We start from the raw sequence: 13993 nt of genomic DNA, 5'->3' as shown, positions 1-13993 counted from the left end.
GCATGGGTACAGCACTCAACATCAACAACATCGAAGTCATCTACGACCACGTGATCCTGGTCCTCAAGGGCGTCTCGCTGGCGGTGCCGGAAGGCAAGATCGTGGCGCTGCTGGGCGCCAACGGCGCCGGCAAGAGCACCACGCTCAAGGCGATTTCCAATCTGCTGGGGGCCGAGCGCGGCGACGTCACCAAGGGCAGCATCGAATTCAAGGGCGAGCGTGTCGACCGCATGACGCCCAACGACCTGGTCAAGCGCGGCGTGATCCAGGTGATGGAAGGCCGGCATTGCTTCGGCCATCTGACGGTCGAAGAAAACCTGCTGACCGGCGCCTACACGCGCAACATCAGCAACGCCGAAGTGAAGCGTGAATTGGAAAAAATCTACGACTACTTCCCGCGCCTGAAGGTGCGCCGCAAGTCGCAGTCCGGCTACACCTCCGGCGGCGAGCAGCAGATGACCGCGATCGGCCGCGCCATGATGGCCAAGCCGTCAATGATCCTGCTCGACGAGCCGTCGATGGGTCTGGCACCGCAGATCGTGGAAGAGATTTTCGAGATCGTCAAAGACCTCAACACCAAGGAAAACGTGTCCTTCCTGCTGGCCGAGCAAAACACTATGGTGGCGTTGCGCTATGCCGACTTCGGCTACATCCTGGAGAACGGCCGGGTGGTGATGGAAGGTGCGGCCAACGATCTCGCCAGCAATGAAGACGTCAAGGAGTTCTATCTTGGCGTGTCGGCGGCGGGGCGCAAGAATTTCCGCGACATGAAGTTCTATCGGCGACGCAAGCGCTGGCTGGCTTGATGCAATCCTTCCTCAGTCCACGCATACGGTAAATTCATGTCCGACATTCTCGATCCTCTTGAACAACGCGATCCGCAACAACGCGAAGCCGCACTCATGTCTGCCTTGCCCGGCCTGGTGGCGCGTGCGCAGGGCGGCGAAGGCTGGAGCCGCATCCTCAAGGGCGTCAGCGCCGGCGACATCGGCACGCGTGCTGCACTGGCGCAATTGCCGGTCACGCGCAAATCGGATCTGAAAGATCTGCAGGCGACCACGCCGCCGTTCGGCGGACTCAACACCACGCCGCATCGCCAGCTGCGCCGGCTGTTCGTGTCACCGGGGCCGATCTTCGATCCGGAAGGACACAGCCAGGACTGGTGGCGCTTCGAGCGGCCGATGCGCGCGCTGGGGCTGCGCTCCGGGCATATCATCCAGAACTGTTTTTCCTACCATTTCACGCCGGCGGCTTTCATGGCCGAAGGCGCGGCGGCCAAGCTCGGCTGTGCGGTGATTCCGTCGGGCATCGGCCAGACTGAACTGCAGGTCCAGACCATGGTGTCGCTGCGTCCGGATGCTTATGTCGGCACGCCGTCGTTCCTCAAGATCATCATCGAGAAGGCGCAGGAAATGGGCGCCGACCTCGGCAGCCTGCAACGCGCGCTGGTCAGCGCCGAAGCATTGCCGCCGTCGCTGCGCAGCTGGTTCCACGACAACGGCGTGCCGAACGTGTTGCAGCTATACGCTTCGGCGGACATCGGCAACATCGCATATGAGTCGATCAGCGAAGGCAAGGTCAATCCGGGCATGGTCCTCGACGAAGACCTGATCCTCGAAATTGTCCGTCCCGGAACCGGCGACCCGGTCAAACCGGGCGAGGTCGGCGAAGTGGTGGTGACGTCGTTCAATCCCGACTATCCGCTGATCCGGTTCGGCACCGGCGACCTGACCGCTGCGCTGGACGGCGTCTCGCCGTGCGGCCGCACGAATACACGCATCAAGGGCTGGATGGGGCGTGCCGACCAGACCACCAAGGTGCGCGGCATGTTCGTGCATCCTTCGCAGGTGGCGGAGATTACGCGGCGCCACGGATTGATTCTGAAGGCGCGTCTGGTGGTCAGCGGCGAGATGGCCAACGACAGCATGACGCTGCATTGTGAAACTGCAGACATGGAAAGTGCAGCGGCGCAGGCGGTGGCGATTGCCGACAGCGTGCGCGACATTACCAAGCTGAGGGGAGAGGTTTTGTTTGCGGCGCCGGGAAGCCTGCCCAATGACGGCAAGGTCATCGAGGACGCGCGCAAGTACGAATAATCAGCGGGCGATCACTCTTCGGCGGTCTTGACCACGGTCAGGCGGGCGATCAGAAATTCGCCGTCGATCACCTTGCGAAAAGGCACGCCGGCAGCCTCGAAACCGGGGCCGCCGTGCTCGAGCCAGGTCTGCGCGACCGTATCGAACGTCTCCACATCCATGCCCAGCATCTGAAACGAGAGCACGAATTTCGCGCCTTGCTTTTGCCGTTTGACGATTTCTTCCAGCTTTGTCATGACCGATTCCTGTTTGCCTTGGGACGTTTACGGGCCGGATGATAACGCAAACTCGCGCAAACGCACCCTGATCCCCGTTTTTGACGCATTTCCCCAAGGCAGCATCGGTGACTTGGCGCAGCTGGCTGTGTATAATGACGCGCGGGCGTTGTTGCCAAGGCGGCATCTCCCAGAGCAGCGCAATCTGCTCCGCCAGCATGAGCATTGCTACGAGGCGAACGTGAGTTCGCCTTTTTTCTTATGCGTTCCTGTGTGCGCACTGGCTGACCGGTTTCCGGACGGCGAGTGTGCGGTAACTGATGTCATTTGATGTCCTTGTTTCTGATTTCGTGATCGGCTGACCAATGTTTGAATTTATCCGTAACCATCAGCGCCTGATGCAATTCCTGCTGCTGCTGTTTATTTTCCCGTCCTTCGCGTTCTTCGGCCTTGAAGGTTACAGCCGTCTGTCCGATGGCGACAATGCCGTGGCCAAGGTGGCCGGGCAGACCATCACCAAGGAAGAATGGGACGCCGCGCAGCGCCAGCAACTGGAGCGCATGCGCCAGATGTCCGGCGGTCAGATCGATCCGAAGGTGTTCGACACGCCTGAAGCGCGCCGCGCCGTGCTGGAAAACCTGATTGCCCAGCGTGCGCTGGCGGCTGAAGTCGTCAACGACAAGCTGTCCGTGTCGGACCTGACGCTGCAGCAAAGCATCATGCAGATTCCCGGCCTGCTGAAGGCGGACGGCACGTTCGACAGCGAACAGTACCGCGTCCTGCTGGCGGCCCAGGGCCTGACCCCGAAGGGTTATGAAGCCAGCCTGCGCCGCGACATGGGCCTGCAGCAGCTCAACGCCGCCGTGCAAGGCACCGCATTCGCGCCGAAGACGGTCGCCGCGCGCCTGTCCGACCTGAACGATCAGGAACGCACCGTGCAGGAATTGCCGTTCAAGGCAGCGTCCTTCGCCGGCCAGGTCAAGGTGACCGACGACATGCTCAAGGCTTACTACGACAAGAACGGCAGCAAGTTCGAAGTGCCGGAACAGGCAAAAATCGAATACGTGGTGCTCGACAGCGCCGCCGTGGCTGCGCAGGTCAGCGTGTCCGACGCCGACGTCAAGTCCTACTACGACCAGAACATCAAGCAATACTCTACCGACGAACAGCGTCGCGCCAGCCACATCCTGCTGGAAGTGAAGAAGGGCGCATCCGCCGCCGACAAGGCTGCCGTCAAGGCCAAGGCCGAGGGCCTGGTGGCGCAACTGCGCAAGACGCCGGGCGATTTCGCCAAACTGGCCAAGGCCAACTCGCAGGATCCGGGTTCCAAGGACCAAGGCGGCGACCTCGGTTTCTTCGGCAAGGGCGCCATGCTCAAGTCGTTTGAAGACGCTGCCTACAAGCTCAAGCAAGGCGAGATCAGCGATCCGGTCGAGTCCGACTACGGCTATCACATCATCCAGCTGACCGGCATCAAGCCGGGCTCGGTCAAGCCGCTGGACGAAGTGAAGGGTGAAATCTCCGCTGAGATCAAGAAGCAGTTGGGCGCCAAGAAGTACGCCGAACTGGCCGAGACCTTCAACAACACCGTCTACGAACAGGGCGACAGCCTCAAGCCAGTGGCCGACAAGCTCAAGCTGAAGATCGAAACTGCCACGGGCGTGACGCGCCAGGCCAATCCGACGCTGCCGCCGAACACGGTCTACAACAATCCGAAGTTCCTGAAGGCGCTGTTTACCGACGACACCATCAAGGGCAAACACAATTCGGAAGCGGTGCAGGTCGCACCGACCACGCTGATCGCCGGTCATATCGTCGAGTACAAGCCGGTCACCAAGCGCGCCTTTGACGACGTCAAGACCATCGTGCGTGAACTGGTGACGCAAACCGAAGAACTTGCCTTGGCCAAGAAGGCCGGTGAAGCCAAGATGGCCGAGCTGAAGGCCAAGGATGATGCCGCCGGTTTCGGCGAAGCCAAGGTGGCTTCGCGCGTGAAAACCCAGGGCTGGAACCAGGATGCCTTCCTGGCCGTCATGAAGGCCGATACCGCCAAGCTACCGGCTTATACCGGTATCGAAGTGCCGGGCCAGGGCTACAGCGTATTCCGCATCACCAAGGTGGCGCAGCCTGCTGCGCCTGACGCAGCCCGCCGCAAGACTGAGCAGGAGCAGATCGCCAACACGCTGGCTGAGCAGGAAATGCTCTCCTACATCAACTTCCTGAAGGAAAAGGCCAAGACCAAGATCCTGAAGGGCGGCGAAGCAGCCGGGGCGACCGACGGTAAACCAGCCGACGCTGCCAAATAAATTGCTTTTTCGCAAATTATTGCATCAGACAAAAAAGGCCGCTTATGCGGCCTTTTTTGCAGCTTCGGCGTGCCGCGCCGCACGTACAATCAACCTTAACCTTAGTCCTTGAAGCCGCGTCCATGTCAGCCTCAGTGTCAGCCGCAGTATCAGCATCTGTTCCAGCCGCAGCCGGATCGGTCACTCCCGTACTGATCATCCACACCGGTGACCCCGTCGACGATTTGCGCCAGTCGTACGGCAGCTATGCCGTCCAGCTGCAAAAAGCCGCCGGCCTGCACGATGACGAGACTGAAATCGTCTCGGTGTTCCAGGGCCAGTTCCTGCGTGAGCCGGAGCAATACCGCGCGGTGCTGATCACTGGTTCGCCGACCATGGTCACCGACCTGGTCGACTGGAGCGAGCGCACTGCGGCGTGGTTGCGTCGCGCGGCCGAACACGGGCTGCCGATGTTCGGCGTCTGCTATGGGCATCAATTGTTGTCGCACGCCTTCGGCGGCAAGGTCGGATACAACCCGGCCGGGCGCGTGGCCGGCACCATGGCGGTGACACGGCATGCGGTCGCTGCCGGTGAGCATTTGCTGAAAGAGATTCCGGAGAGTTTCGAAGCCCACATGCTGCATTCGCAAGTGGTGCTGGAACCACCGCCGGGCGCAGCCGTGCTGGCCAGCTCGCCGATGGACCCGCATCACATGCTGCGACTGGCGCCGAACATTTTCTCAGCGCAGTTCCATCCGGAATTCACCGGTGAGTTCGTTCGCGCTCATCTGGCCTATTACACCGAGGTCTACGGCAAATGCGGCATCGACACCGCCGCCATGTGCGCCCAGGTTTGCGAGACGCCGCAATCGGCGACGCTGCTGCGGCGCTTCCTCGATCTGCACGCGCCGGTCAAACAAATCCCCGTGACTATTTGAGCAAAGGCTTGAGCGCCGGCCAGACATTGTCCAGCAGCGTCTGCTGCGCCTGTTCGTTGGGATGCATGCGGTCGGCCTGAAACAGCGCCGGCTTGTCGGCCACATCCTTCAGGAAGAATGGCACCAGCGCGGTCTTGTTCTGCTTTGCAGCCGCAGGGAACAACTGCGAGAACTTGTTGGTGTAATCAGCGCCGTAATTCGGCGGAATCTGCATCCCCACCAGCACCACCTTGGCCTTGGCCGCGCGCGCCATGTCGATCAGCGCCTGCAGGTTGGCTTGGGTGGCGCTCAACTGCAGGCCGCGCAGCGCGTCGTTGGCGCCCAGTTCGATGATCACGATGTCGGGCGCATGCTTGCTCAGTAGCGCCGGCAGGCGGGTTTTGCCGCCGATGGTGGTTTCGCCGCTGATGCTGGCATTGATAACGGCGATGACGCCGGCGCCGATTTTCTCCTGCTGCAGCCGTTTATCGAGCAGCGCCACCCAGCCGCTGCCGCGCGTCAGGCCGTATTCGGCGGAGAGGCTGTCGCCAAGCACAAGCAGGTTTTTTGGTGCAGAATAGGCGCTCGCTGCGAGCATCAGCAGGGGCATCGTCAGCAGCGCGGCCAACAGGCGGCGCCAGCGTACATCATGTCTTTTCATCGCCTTCATCCATCTTCCATTCGATTGCATGCCTGATTCCTCTGTGTCTTCAAGTTCCACCATTGCCAACACTTCCGCCATCGAAGTCGTCAATCTATCCAAGCGCGTCGCTGATGTCGCCGCCGAGGCGACCGCCATCAGCAAAGCCGGCGAGCTGGCGATTTTGCACGACGTCAATTTTAACGTGCGTGCGGGAACCACGCTGGCCATTGTCGGTGCTTCCGGTTCCGGCAAGTCGACGCTGCTGGGATTGCTGGCAGGGCTGGATACGCCTTCCGACGGCACCGTCAGGATTGATGGCGTCGACATCTTTGCGCTCGACGAAGACGGCCGCGCGGCGCTGCGCAAGCACAAGCTCGGTTTCGTGTTCCAGTCGTTCCAGCTGCTCGGCCATCTCAACGCGGTCGAAAACGTCATGCTGCCGCTGGAGCTGCGCGGCGACGCCGATGCGCGCGGCAAGGCCGAACGCATGCTGGCGCGGGTCGGACTGGGCAGCCGTCTCAAGCACTATCCCAAATACCTGTCCGGCGGTGAGCAGCAGCGCGTCGCGCTGGCACGCGCTTTCGTGACCGAGCCGCCTCTGCTGCTGGCCGACGAACCGACCGGCAGTTTGGACGCCACCACCGGCGAAGCGGTGATCCAGTTGATGTTCGAGTTGAACAAGGAGCGTGGCTCGACGCTGGTGCTGGTCACGCACGATCCGTCGATCGCGGCGCGCTGCGCGCAGACGATCACGATTGCAGCAGGGCGGTTGGTCGAAACTTAAGCGGCTGTTTTCGCGGCATCCGCCATCGCCCGCAACGGATGCGCGCGCCGGTGTTCGACATACGCGATGCCCATGCCGCTGGCGCAGATGATGGCGATGCCGAGGATGGTGATGGCGTCGGGAAACTGGTTGAACACCAGCCAGCCCATCGCGCTGGCCGAGATGATCTGGCTGTAGGCGAACGGCGTCAGTACGGACGCTTCGGCGTGCCGGTAAGCGCTGTTCATGAAGAAATGGCCGATCGTGCTGGTGATGCCGGTCGACGCCAGGATCATCCATTCAGTCGCATCGGGCGTATGCGGCGACCAGAAAAACGGCACCATCAGGCTGCTGATCACCATCCCCACCAAACCACCGTAGAACAGCGTGACCATCGGATCGTCGGCCTGGTTGGCCTTGCGATTGAGGATCGACACGGTGGCATACGTCGCCGCCGACAGCAAGCCCAGCACCACGCCGTGCGCCGGAATGTCGCCGCCCGGACGGATCACGATCAGCATGCCGGCGAATCCCACCCCCACGGCGATCCAGCGCGAGATATACGTGGTTTCACCCAGCAGCCACGGGGACACCGCCAGCACGATCAGCGGCGCGCAGAAATTCATCGCGGTGCCTTCGGCCAGCGGCACGATCTTGAGCACTGAAAAGAACACCAGCGTCGACAGTAGCAACGCCAGTGCGCGCAAGACCTGCAGGCGTGGCCGGGTCGAATGCAGGATGCTGCGACCGTGGCGACGCTTGTACAGCGGCATCAGCGTGGCTGCCATGAACACGGTGTTGATGGTGTAGCGCATCCACGCAATCATCACCACGTGATAGCCGGCCATGCCGAGCAATTTGCCTGCGGTATCCAGCAACGACAGTGTCCACAATGCCGAAATCAGAAAGATGATGCCAAGCCAGAGCCGTGGGTGTGACGCAATATTAGCGGGCATGGTCTCTGATGATTTGATTGAGAAGGGTGCGCACCGCCGGAATCACTTCGCTGGCGGTCAGGCCGACCGGGCCGATGCCGAGGTCGACCAGTTGATCGGCGGCTTTGCCGTGCATCCAGACGGCCGCCAGCGCCGCCAGCGTCGTCGGCCAGCCCTGTGCCAGCAAGGCGCCGCACAGGCCGGACAGGACGTCGCCGGTACCGGCAGTGGACAGTGCCGGATTGCCGGTGGCGTTGATGACGATGTCGCCGTCAGGGAACGCGATGACGGTGCCTGCACCTTTGAGGATGGCGATGCTCTTGAAATGGCGCGCCAGCAATCGTGCGGCGGCCGGCCGGTCGTTCTGAATTTCGACGGTGGTGACGTCCAGCAGGCGCGCCGCTTCCAGCGGATGCGGCGTGATGATGCTGGTATGCTGCGGGCGACTCTGCAGCTTGTGCTGCAGGCCGGGTTCGGCGGCGATCATGTTCAGCGCGTCGGCGTCGATCACGATGCGGCCGTGTGCATCGAGTGCGCGCGACAGCACGTCATGCGCGTGGCGCGAGGTACCGAGGCCGGGACCAACCACCACCGAGGCGGCGCCGAATTCGACGCGATCGGCCTGGCGCATCATCAGTTCCGGATGCACGCTGTCGTAGGCCGGTGCATCGTCGACGAAGGCGATGAACACACGTCCGCTGCCGGCATGCGCCGCCATGCGCGCCGCCAGCACCGGGGCGCCGCCCATGCCGTGGGCGCCGCCGACTACGATGACGTCGCCGTAGCTGCCCTTGTGCGTGTTGCCGGCGCGGGGTTTCAAGGCGGACGCGAACAGCGCGAGTTCATTGAGTTGCGCATGCGGCGCGGGCAGGTGTTTTTCATCGATATCGAGGTTGTCGATGACGATCTCACCGCTGAAATCCTGACCGTCGCACGTGTACATGCCGGGCTTGTCGCCGATGAAACTGAGCGTGTGTGTGGCGCGTACCGCCATGCAGCCGGCGCCGCCGACGATGGCGCCGGTATCGGCGCTCAGGCCGCTGGCGATGTCGATGGCCAGCACCGGGCAACGCAGCGAATTGACGTAGTCGACGCAGGCGCGCAGCTTGCCGCCGATCGGCCGCGTCTGGCCGATGCCGAACAGGCCATCGATGACCAGCGTCCAGCGCTTATGTGTCAGATGTGCCGCGTCGGCGACGTCGAGGAATTCCACCTCGGATTCGCGCGCGCGTTGCAGCGCCTTGCGGGCATCCTCAGGTTGTTTTCCTTCATCGGCGTGCAAGGCGACCGCGACCTGCAGTTCAAATTGGGACAGGTAATGCGCCGCTTCCAGCGCGTCGCCGCCATTGTTGCCGGGACCGGCGAGGACGAGTACATGGACATCGTCGTCGCCGGCCACCAGGCTCAGCGCACGGCGGGCGCAGGCTTCGCCCGCGCGTTGCATCAGCGTGTAGGAGGGCAGTTCCGCCTGGGCGGCATGTTCGATCTGGCGAATCTCGGCAATCGAATAAAGCGCACTCATAGACGACGCAGCCCGATAAGGTAAAAGGTGAGTATGAAACGGAGGGAAAGCAGGAATGGTGCTGGCGCGACCATTCTAAGTCAATTGAAAAAAATCCGCAGACATGAAAACCGCGCAGGCTGTGGCGACCGCACCGCCGCCTGCGCGGCGTGTCAGCCTGGAACCGAGGAGATCAGCAAACCGTCGCTGTCGATTTCCGTCTCGCGGCCGGCCATGGCGTCGGCCAGCAACTTGCCCGAGCCGACGGCCGCCGCCCAGCCGTGGGCGCCGTGGCCGGTGTTGACGAAGACATTGCCGTGCGCGGTGCCGCCTACCAGCGGCATGCCGTTGGGTTGCAGCGCGAAGGTGCTGCTCCAGAAGTTGGCGGTGTTGAAGTTGGCCGCGTTCGGATAGTAGTCGTTGGCCACCTTGAGCAGGCTGGCGATGGCCTTGGGATGCGGCAGTTCGGTGCGCGGCAGGAAGCCGAGCAGGCCGGAGACGCGGATACGATTGCCGACACGGGCGATGGCGACTTTGTAGGTCTCATCGAACAGCGTCGTGTTGGGTGCTTCGTCGAGATTCTTGACGGCGGCCATGGCGTTATAACTCTGCACCGGGCACAACGGCAGGGACAATCCGAGCGGCTTGAGCAGCGGCAGGTTTTGCATGCCCGCAGCCAGCACCACGCCGTCAACGGTGAGGGTGCTGTCGCCGTCAGCGCTGCCGACGTCGATCGAGACGCGGCCACCCAGTTCAGGCCGGACTGCTTTCACCGATTGCGAAAAATGGAATTGCACGCCGATCGACTGGGCGATTGCGCGCAGTTGCTTGACGAACAGGACGCAGTTGCCGGCGCCATCTTTCGGGTAGTACAGCGCGCCCGAAATCGGCGTGTCCGACTGGAACGCCGGTTCGACCTCCCTGATGGCATTCTGGCCCTTGAGTTGCTGGCGCGGCAGTTCGAATTGTTTAAGGCTCGTCTCGATCGCGGCGCAGCGTTCTGCGTCCGCTTGATTACGGAACAGATGCAGCAGGCCCTGGCTGTTTTCTTCTTCCAGGGCGTACTGTTCCTGCAGGTGCTGGGTCAGCATCTGGCCGTAGGCCGACAAGCGCGTCAGGCGCTGCTTGTTGAGCGAAAAATAGTCCTGGTATTCGCGGCGCGATTTGCGCACCCAGCGCCAGCGCGACGGGTTGAAGCCGGACTTGACCAGGATCGGCGGTTCATTCTTGAACAGGTTGGAAAAAGCGGTGCGCGTGATCGCCGGCAGAACCAGCGGCTGCACCACGCTGGGCGCAAGCAGGCCGGAGTTGCCGAACGTGGCTTCTTCGGCGACGTTGGCGCGGCGTTCCAGCACCGCGACCTCGAAACCGGCACGCGCCAGGAAATAGGCTGTGGTTACCCCAGACAGGCCCCCGCCCACAATGGCAATCTGCTTCAGTGTTTTGTTATGCGTCACTATTATCGTCACTAATTCAATCGAGGCCGACCCGGTGGAAAAGCCTTGTCGACCCGTGCTGGCGCTGCTTGCCGAGGTGCGCCGATGATCCGTCCGGGGTGTTCGCCCGATACTCGCCCCGTAATGCGGCCTGAATGATACCAAATCGCGGCGGCGTACAGCGTAGTTGCCGCTTTTTGCGGCAATATCGCAGCGGGATCGAAAAAGGATCCAACCGATTTCGACATTTTGGGAATTGTCGCCCGGTTACGGGAACCTGCAACCTGACTTTTCCTCTGAAAGGGGCTTGTTATTTCAGGCGTTGACTGGTTACAGTAGCGCCAGCCGCAGCAAAGCGGTTTACCGGTTTGCCGGAACAAGCGTCTTGTATCTTGTAGTTTCGTATCAACACGCATCCATAAATTTAAAAAGGTGAACACCATGACCAAACGTTTTGCCACATTCTTTTTTGCCCTGTTCGTCTTGGCGCTGGCCGGTTGCGGTTCGACGCCCCAACAGGCCAGCACCGGCCAGTACATCGACGACTCGGTGATCACCACCAAGGTGAAGGCGGCGATCTTCGAAGAGCCGAACCTGAAAACGCTGCAAATCGGCGTCGAGACCTTCAAGGGCATCGTGCAACTGAGCGGTTTCGTGAACAACAGTGCTGCCTCGCTCAAGGCATCTGAGGTGGCGCGCAAAGTAGAAGGCGTCAAGGGCGTGAAGAACAGCCTGGTTGTGAAGTAAGCGACCGCATCTGTTCCCGCCGGCCCGGTTCGACGCCAGTCGACCGGGCCGTTTTTCATTTTGCATTTGATTCGTTCAATGCGTCCAGCGCGTCGAAACGCGTACGCAAAAACGCCACCAGCGCACGCACGGTCGGCGACGCGCTGTTGCGATGGGGGTAGACCGCGTTGAGCGGAATCTCTTCCTGGCAATACGCGTCCAGCACGGTCGCCAGCCGTCCGGCGCGCACGTCGCTGCGTACATCGATCCAGGATTTGTAGGCAATACCCACGCCCGCCACGGCCCATTCGCGCGCAATCGACGCGTCGTCGGTCATGCGGTCGCCTTGCACCTTGACGTCAATGGCTTGCTTGCCGTTCTGGAAACGCCATTGATTGAACAGGCCCTGTTTCAGGTAGAACAGCAGGCAGTTGTGACGCACCAGGTCGTTCGGCGTTTGCGGCGTACCTTGGCGACGGAGGTAATCCGGCGACGCCACCAGCACGCGCCGGCCGGTCGCCAATTGTTGCGACACCAGCGATGAATCGCCCAGTTTGCCGGAACGGATGGCAACGTCGACCGCGTCCCGGAACAGATCTGCGACCCGGTCCGAAAACTGCATCGTGAACTTCACCGCGGGATGCAGTGCCTGGAATTCGTTGAGCCACGGGAACAGCACATTGCGTCCGATGTCGGACGGCATCGACAGCCGGATATGCCCCTGGATCGCATCCTTGCCGCTGCTGAGCAGGGTTTCGCCTTCCTGCAGCAGCGCCAGCGCGTCGCGGCAATATTCCAGGAAAATTTCCCCCTCGGGCGTGAGCCGCATGCTACGCGTGGAGCGCGCAAACAGGCGAGTATTGAGGCGCTGCTCGATACGCTTAAGGCTGGCGCTGGCGGTGGCCGGCAAAACCCCGAGTATGCGCGCGGCCTGCGACAGGCTGCCGGTGTCGGCGGTGTGGATCAGCAATTGCAGGTCGGTGGTCGCGTACATGGCGAATGTTAATTTTCAAATTAAATTTGTAAGTAATTCAATTTTAAGTCTATTTATCTGTTTTTGCGATGCGGTGATAATGCCTCATCTCCCGGACGTTGCCGGGTGCTTTGATAAAGGAAAAACACCATGAAAGCCGTGGCCCTGAAGCGTTATCTGCCCATCGCCAACCCCGAATCCCTGTTTGATGTCGATCTGCCGCGCCCGACGCCGCAAGGCCGCGACCTGCTGGTGGCAGTCAAGGCAATCGCCGTCAATCCAGTCGACACCAAGGTGCGCGCACCCAAGGACAAGATCGAAGACGCGCCGCGCGTGCTCGGCTGGGATGCCGCCGGCGTGGTCGAAGCGATCGGCGCCGACGTCACCGGCTTCAAGGTCGGCGACCAGGTGTTCTACGCCGGCGACATCACGCGTCCGGGCAGCAACAGCGAATTCCAGCTGGTCGATGAACGCATCGTCGGCCACGCGCCGGCTTCGCTGTCGGTGGAGCAGGCTGCAGCCTTGCCGCTGACCGCCATCACCGCCTGGGAAGCCTTGTTCGAACGTCTGCGCGTTCCGCGCAAAGCGGCTTCCGGCAAGGCCCCCAGCATTCTCATCATCGGCGGCGCCGGCGGCGTCGGCTCAATCGCCATCCAGCTCGCGGCCAAGGTGGTCGGCCTGAACGTGATCGCCACGGCCTCGCGTCCGGAGTCGGAAAAATGGGTGCGCGAACTGGGCGCGCAGCAGGTGATCAACCATTTCGGCGACATCCCGGCGCAGCTCAAGGACATCGGTTTCGAGCAGGTCGACTATGTGCTGATCCTGAACGACACCGACAAGCATTTCCCGGCGGCGGCGCAGGCCATTGCGCCGCAGGGCACGATCGCCACTATCGTCGAGAACAGCGCACCGCTGGACGTGTCCTTGCTGAAAGCCAAGAGCGCCGGTTTCGTGTGGGAATTCATGTTCACGCGGTCGATGTTCCAGACCCCGGACATGGGCGAGCAGGGCAAGCTGCTCAATGAAATCGCCGCCCTGATCGACCAGGGCGTGATCCGCACCACGCTCAGCAAAGTGTTGTCGCCGATCAATGCCGCCAACCTGCGCCAGGCGCATGCCGACCTGGAAGGCGGCCGCGTGATCGGCAAGATCGTGTTGAAGGATTTTTAAGTCTTCGCCCCTGATGTTGCCAGTCGACTGCCATTCCGGATTGCTTTCCTGCCGGAATGGCGTTTTCGTGGGCTGGAACAGGGTGGGCAAGGTATAATTCGGGTTTTCGTATTTTCCGACGCAGATGCAGGGCCTGTTAACAATTAATTTGCGAATGCGAACGCGCGGCAGGCGTTGACTGTCTAGGCGCAGCGACGCGACGTAGCGGTGCTACGGCAAGGAGCTGCAACAACGACAGGCGACGCCTGCAGCCGTTCCCGAAGGGTTGCTGCCAGAAAGCGCGCTGGCGGCGTTGCATGGCTTGCAGGTGGGCCCACCAGCTGCTGCGCCACG

13 protein-coding genes are annotated in these 13993 nt (G+C 61.8%); 7 read left to right on the top strand and 6 right to left on the bottom strand.

Features of this window, described 5'->3' with window-relative positions; translation table 11 throughout:
• Window positions 1–2 precede the first annotated feature (2 nt).
• The gene (locus ACIROW_RS03065) at window positions 3–806 is read left to right on the top strand and encodes an ABC transporter ATP-binding protein (RefSeq protein WP_116432636.1); all 804 of its coding nucleotides are present in this window, start codon (window positions 3–5) and stop codon (window positions 804–806) included.
• 36 nt (window positions 807–842) lie between these two features.
• Complete coding sequence (locus ACIROW_RS03060) at window positions 843–2096, top strand: phenylacetate--CoA ligase family protein (RefSeq protein ID WP_402271773.1); 1254 nt, start codon at window positions 843–845, stop codon at window positions 2094–2096.
• Between the two features lie 11 nt (window positions 2097–2107).
• Here the strand turns inward: ACIROW_RS03060 and ACIROW_RS03055 are convergent, their stop codons facing one another.
• The gene (locus tag ACIROW_RS03055; RefSeq protein WP_402271771.1) at window positions 2108–2332 is read right to left on the bottom strand and encodes a hypothetical protein; all 225 of its coding nucleotides are present in this window, start codon (window positions 2330–2332) and stop codon (window positions 2108–2110) included.
• 344 nt (window positions 2333–2676) lie between these two features.
• On the opposite strand from ACIROW_RS03055, the gene ACIROW_RS03050 reads away from it, so the two are divergent.
• Both ACIROW_RS03050 and ACIROW_RS03045 read left to right on the top strand, forming a co-directional pair.
• Window positions 2677–4617 (top strand): SurA N-terminal domain-containing protein, encoded by a 1941-nt coding sequence (locus ACIROW_RS03050; RefSeq protein WP_402271768.1) that lies wholly within the window; start codon window positions 2677–2679, stop codon window positions 4615–4617.
• 122 nt (window positions 4618–4739) lie between these two features.
• Entirely contained in the window at window positions 4740–5534 is a 795-nt protein-coding gene (locus tag ACIROW_RS03045; RefSeq protein WP_402271765.1) for a glutamine amidotransferase, read from the top strand.
• Here ACIROW_RS03045 and ACIROW_RS03040 read toward each other — a convergent pair.
• The gene (locus ACIROW_RS03040; RefSeq protein ID WP_402271762.1) at window positions 5527–6174 is read right to left on the bottom strand and encodes an arylesterase; all 648 of its coding nucleotides are present in this window, start codon (window positions 6172–6174) and stop codon (window positions 5527–5529) included. The two genes, ACIROW_RS03045 and ACIROW_RS03040, sit on opposite strands and share 8 nt — an antisense overlap.
• Window positions 6175–6202: 28 nt before the next feature.
• On the opposite strand from ACIROW_RS03040, the gene ACIROW_RS03035 reads away from it, so the two are divergent.
• A complete protein-coding gene (locus ACIROW_RS03035; RefSeq protein ID WP_402271759.1) occupies window positions 6203–6940 on the top strand; it encodes an ABC transporter ATP-binding protein in 738 nt (245 codons plus the stop codon).
• Here the strand turns inward: ACIROW_RS03035 and ACIROW_RS03030 are convergent.
• The 3 genes from ACIROW_RS03030 to ACIROW_RS03020 form a co-directional block, all read right to left on the bottom strand.
• Window positions 6937–7875, bottom strand: coding sequence for a DMT family transporter (locus tag ACIROW_RS03030; RefSeq protein WP_402271757.1), 939 nt, complete (start codon window positions 7873–7875; stop codon window positions 6937–6939). The genes ACIROW_RS03035 and ACIROW_RS03030 overlap by 4 nt on opposite strands.
• A complete protein-coding gene (locus tag ACIROW_RS03025; RefSeq protein ID WP_402271754.1) occupies window positions 7865–9376 on the bottom strand; it encodes an NAD(P)H-hydrate dehydratase in 1512 nt (503 codons plus the stop codon). Before ACIROW_RS03025 ends, ACIROW_RS03030 begins: the two co-directional genes overlap by 11 nt.
• A 152-nt stretch (window positions 9377–9528) precedes the next feature.
• Entirely contained in the window at window positions 9529–10812 is a 1284-nt protein-coding gene (locus ACIROW_RS03020) for an FAD-dependent oxidoreductase (RefSeq protein WP_402271753.1), read from the bottom strand.
• 420 nt (window positions 10813–11232) lie between these two features.
• On the opposite strand from ACIROW_RS03020, the gene ACIROW_RS03015 reads away from it, so the two are divergent.
• Entirely contained in the window at window positions 11233–11538 is a 306-nt protein-coding gene (locus tag ACIROW_RS03015) for a BON domain-containing protein (protein ID WP_402271751.1), read from the top strand.
• 55 nt (window positions 11539–11593) lie between these two features.
• On the opposite strand, the gene ACIROW_RS03010 is transcribed toward ACIROW_RS03015, so the two are convergent.
• Entirely contained in the window at window positions 11594–12511 is a 918-nt protein-coding gene (locus ACIROW_RS03010) for a LysR family transcriptional regulator (protein ID WP_402271749.1), read from the bottom strand.
• A 129-nt stretch (window positions 12512–12640) separates the two neighbouring features.
• Between ACIROW_RS03010 and ACIROW_RS03005 the strand changes: the two genes are divergently transcribed.
• Window positions 12641–13660: a zinc-binding alcohol dehydrogenase family protein gene (locus ACIROW_RS03005; protein WP_402271747.1), complete on the top strand. Its 1020-nt coding sequence runs from the start codon at window positions 12641–12643 to the stop codon at window positions 13658–13660.
• Window positions 13661–13993: the final 333 nt, after the last annotated feature.

Origin of the sequence: Herbaspirillum sp. NPDC101397 (assembly GCF_044767325.1) — a bacterium.
Lineage (GTDB): Bacteria > Pseudomonadota > Gammaproteobacteria > Burkholderiales > Burkholderiaceae_D > Herbaspirillum.
Note: the sequence above shows the minus strand (reverse complement) of the source record. Positions and strands in the feature narration are given on the sequence as shown.

Coding starts and splice junctions, on each gene's coding strand:
- ACIROW_RS03030 (WP_402271757.1), bottom strand. CDS start 7,875: ATGCCCGCTAATATTGCGTCACACCCACGGCTCTGGCTTGGCATCATC.
- ACIROW_RS03045 (WP_402271765.1), top strand. CDS start 4,740: ATGTCAGCCTCAGTGTCAGCCGCAGTATCAGCATCTGTTCCAGCCGCA.
- ACIROW_RS03010 (WP_402271749.1), bottom strand. CDS start 12,511: ATGTACGCGACCACCGACCTGCAATTGCTGATCCACACCGCCGACACC.
- ACIROW_RS03040 (WP_402271762.1), bottom strand. CDS start 6,174: ATGAAAAGACATGATGTACGCTGGCGCCGCCTGTTGGCCGCGCTGCTG.
- ACIROW_RS03050 (WP_402271768.1), top strand. CDS start 2,677: ATGTTTGAATTTATCCGTAACCATCAGCGCCTGATGCAATTCCTGCTG.
- ACIROW_RS03025 (WP_402271754.1), bottom strand. CDS start 9,376: ATGAGTGCGCTTTATTCGATTGCCGAGATTCGCCAGATCGAACATGCC.
- ACIROW_RS03015 (WP_402271751.1), top strand. CDS start 11,233: ATGACCAAACGTTTTGCCACATTCTTTTTTGCCCTGTTCGTCTTGGCG.
- ACIROW_RS03005 (WP_402271747.1), top strand. CDS start 12,641: ATGAAAGCCGTGGCCCTGAAGCGTTATCTGCCCATCGCCAACCCCGAA.
- ACIROW_RS03065 (WP_116432636.1), top strand. CDS start 3: ATGGGTACAGCACTCAACATCAACAACATCGAAGTCATCTACGACCAC.
- ACIROW_RS03055 (WP_402271771.1), bottom strand. CDS start 2,332: ATGACAAAGCTGGAAGAAATCGTCAAACGGCAAAAGCAAGGCGCGAAA.
- ACIROW_RS03035 (WP_402271759.1), top strand. CDS start 6,203: ATGCCTGATTCCTCTGTGTCTTCAAGTTCCACCATTGCCAACACTTCC.
- ACIROW_RS03060 (WP_402271773.1), top strand. CDS start 843: ATGTCCGACATTCTCGATCCTCTTGAACAACGCGATCCGCAACAACGC.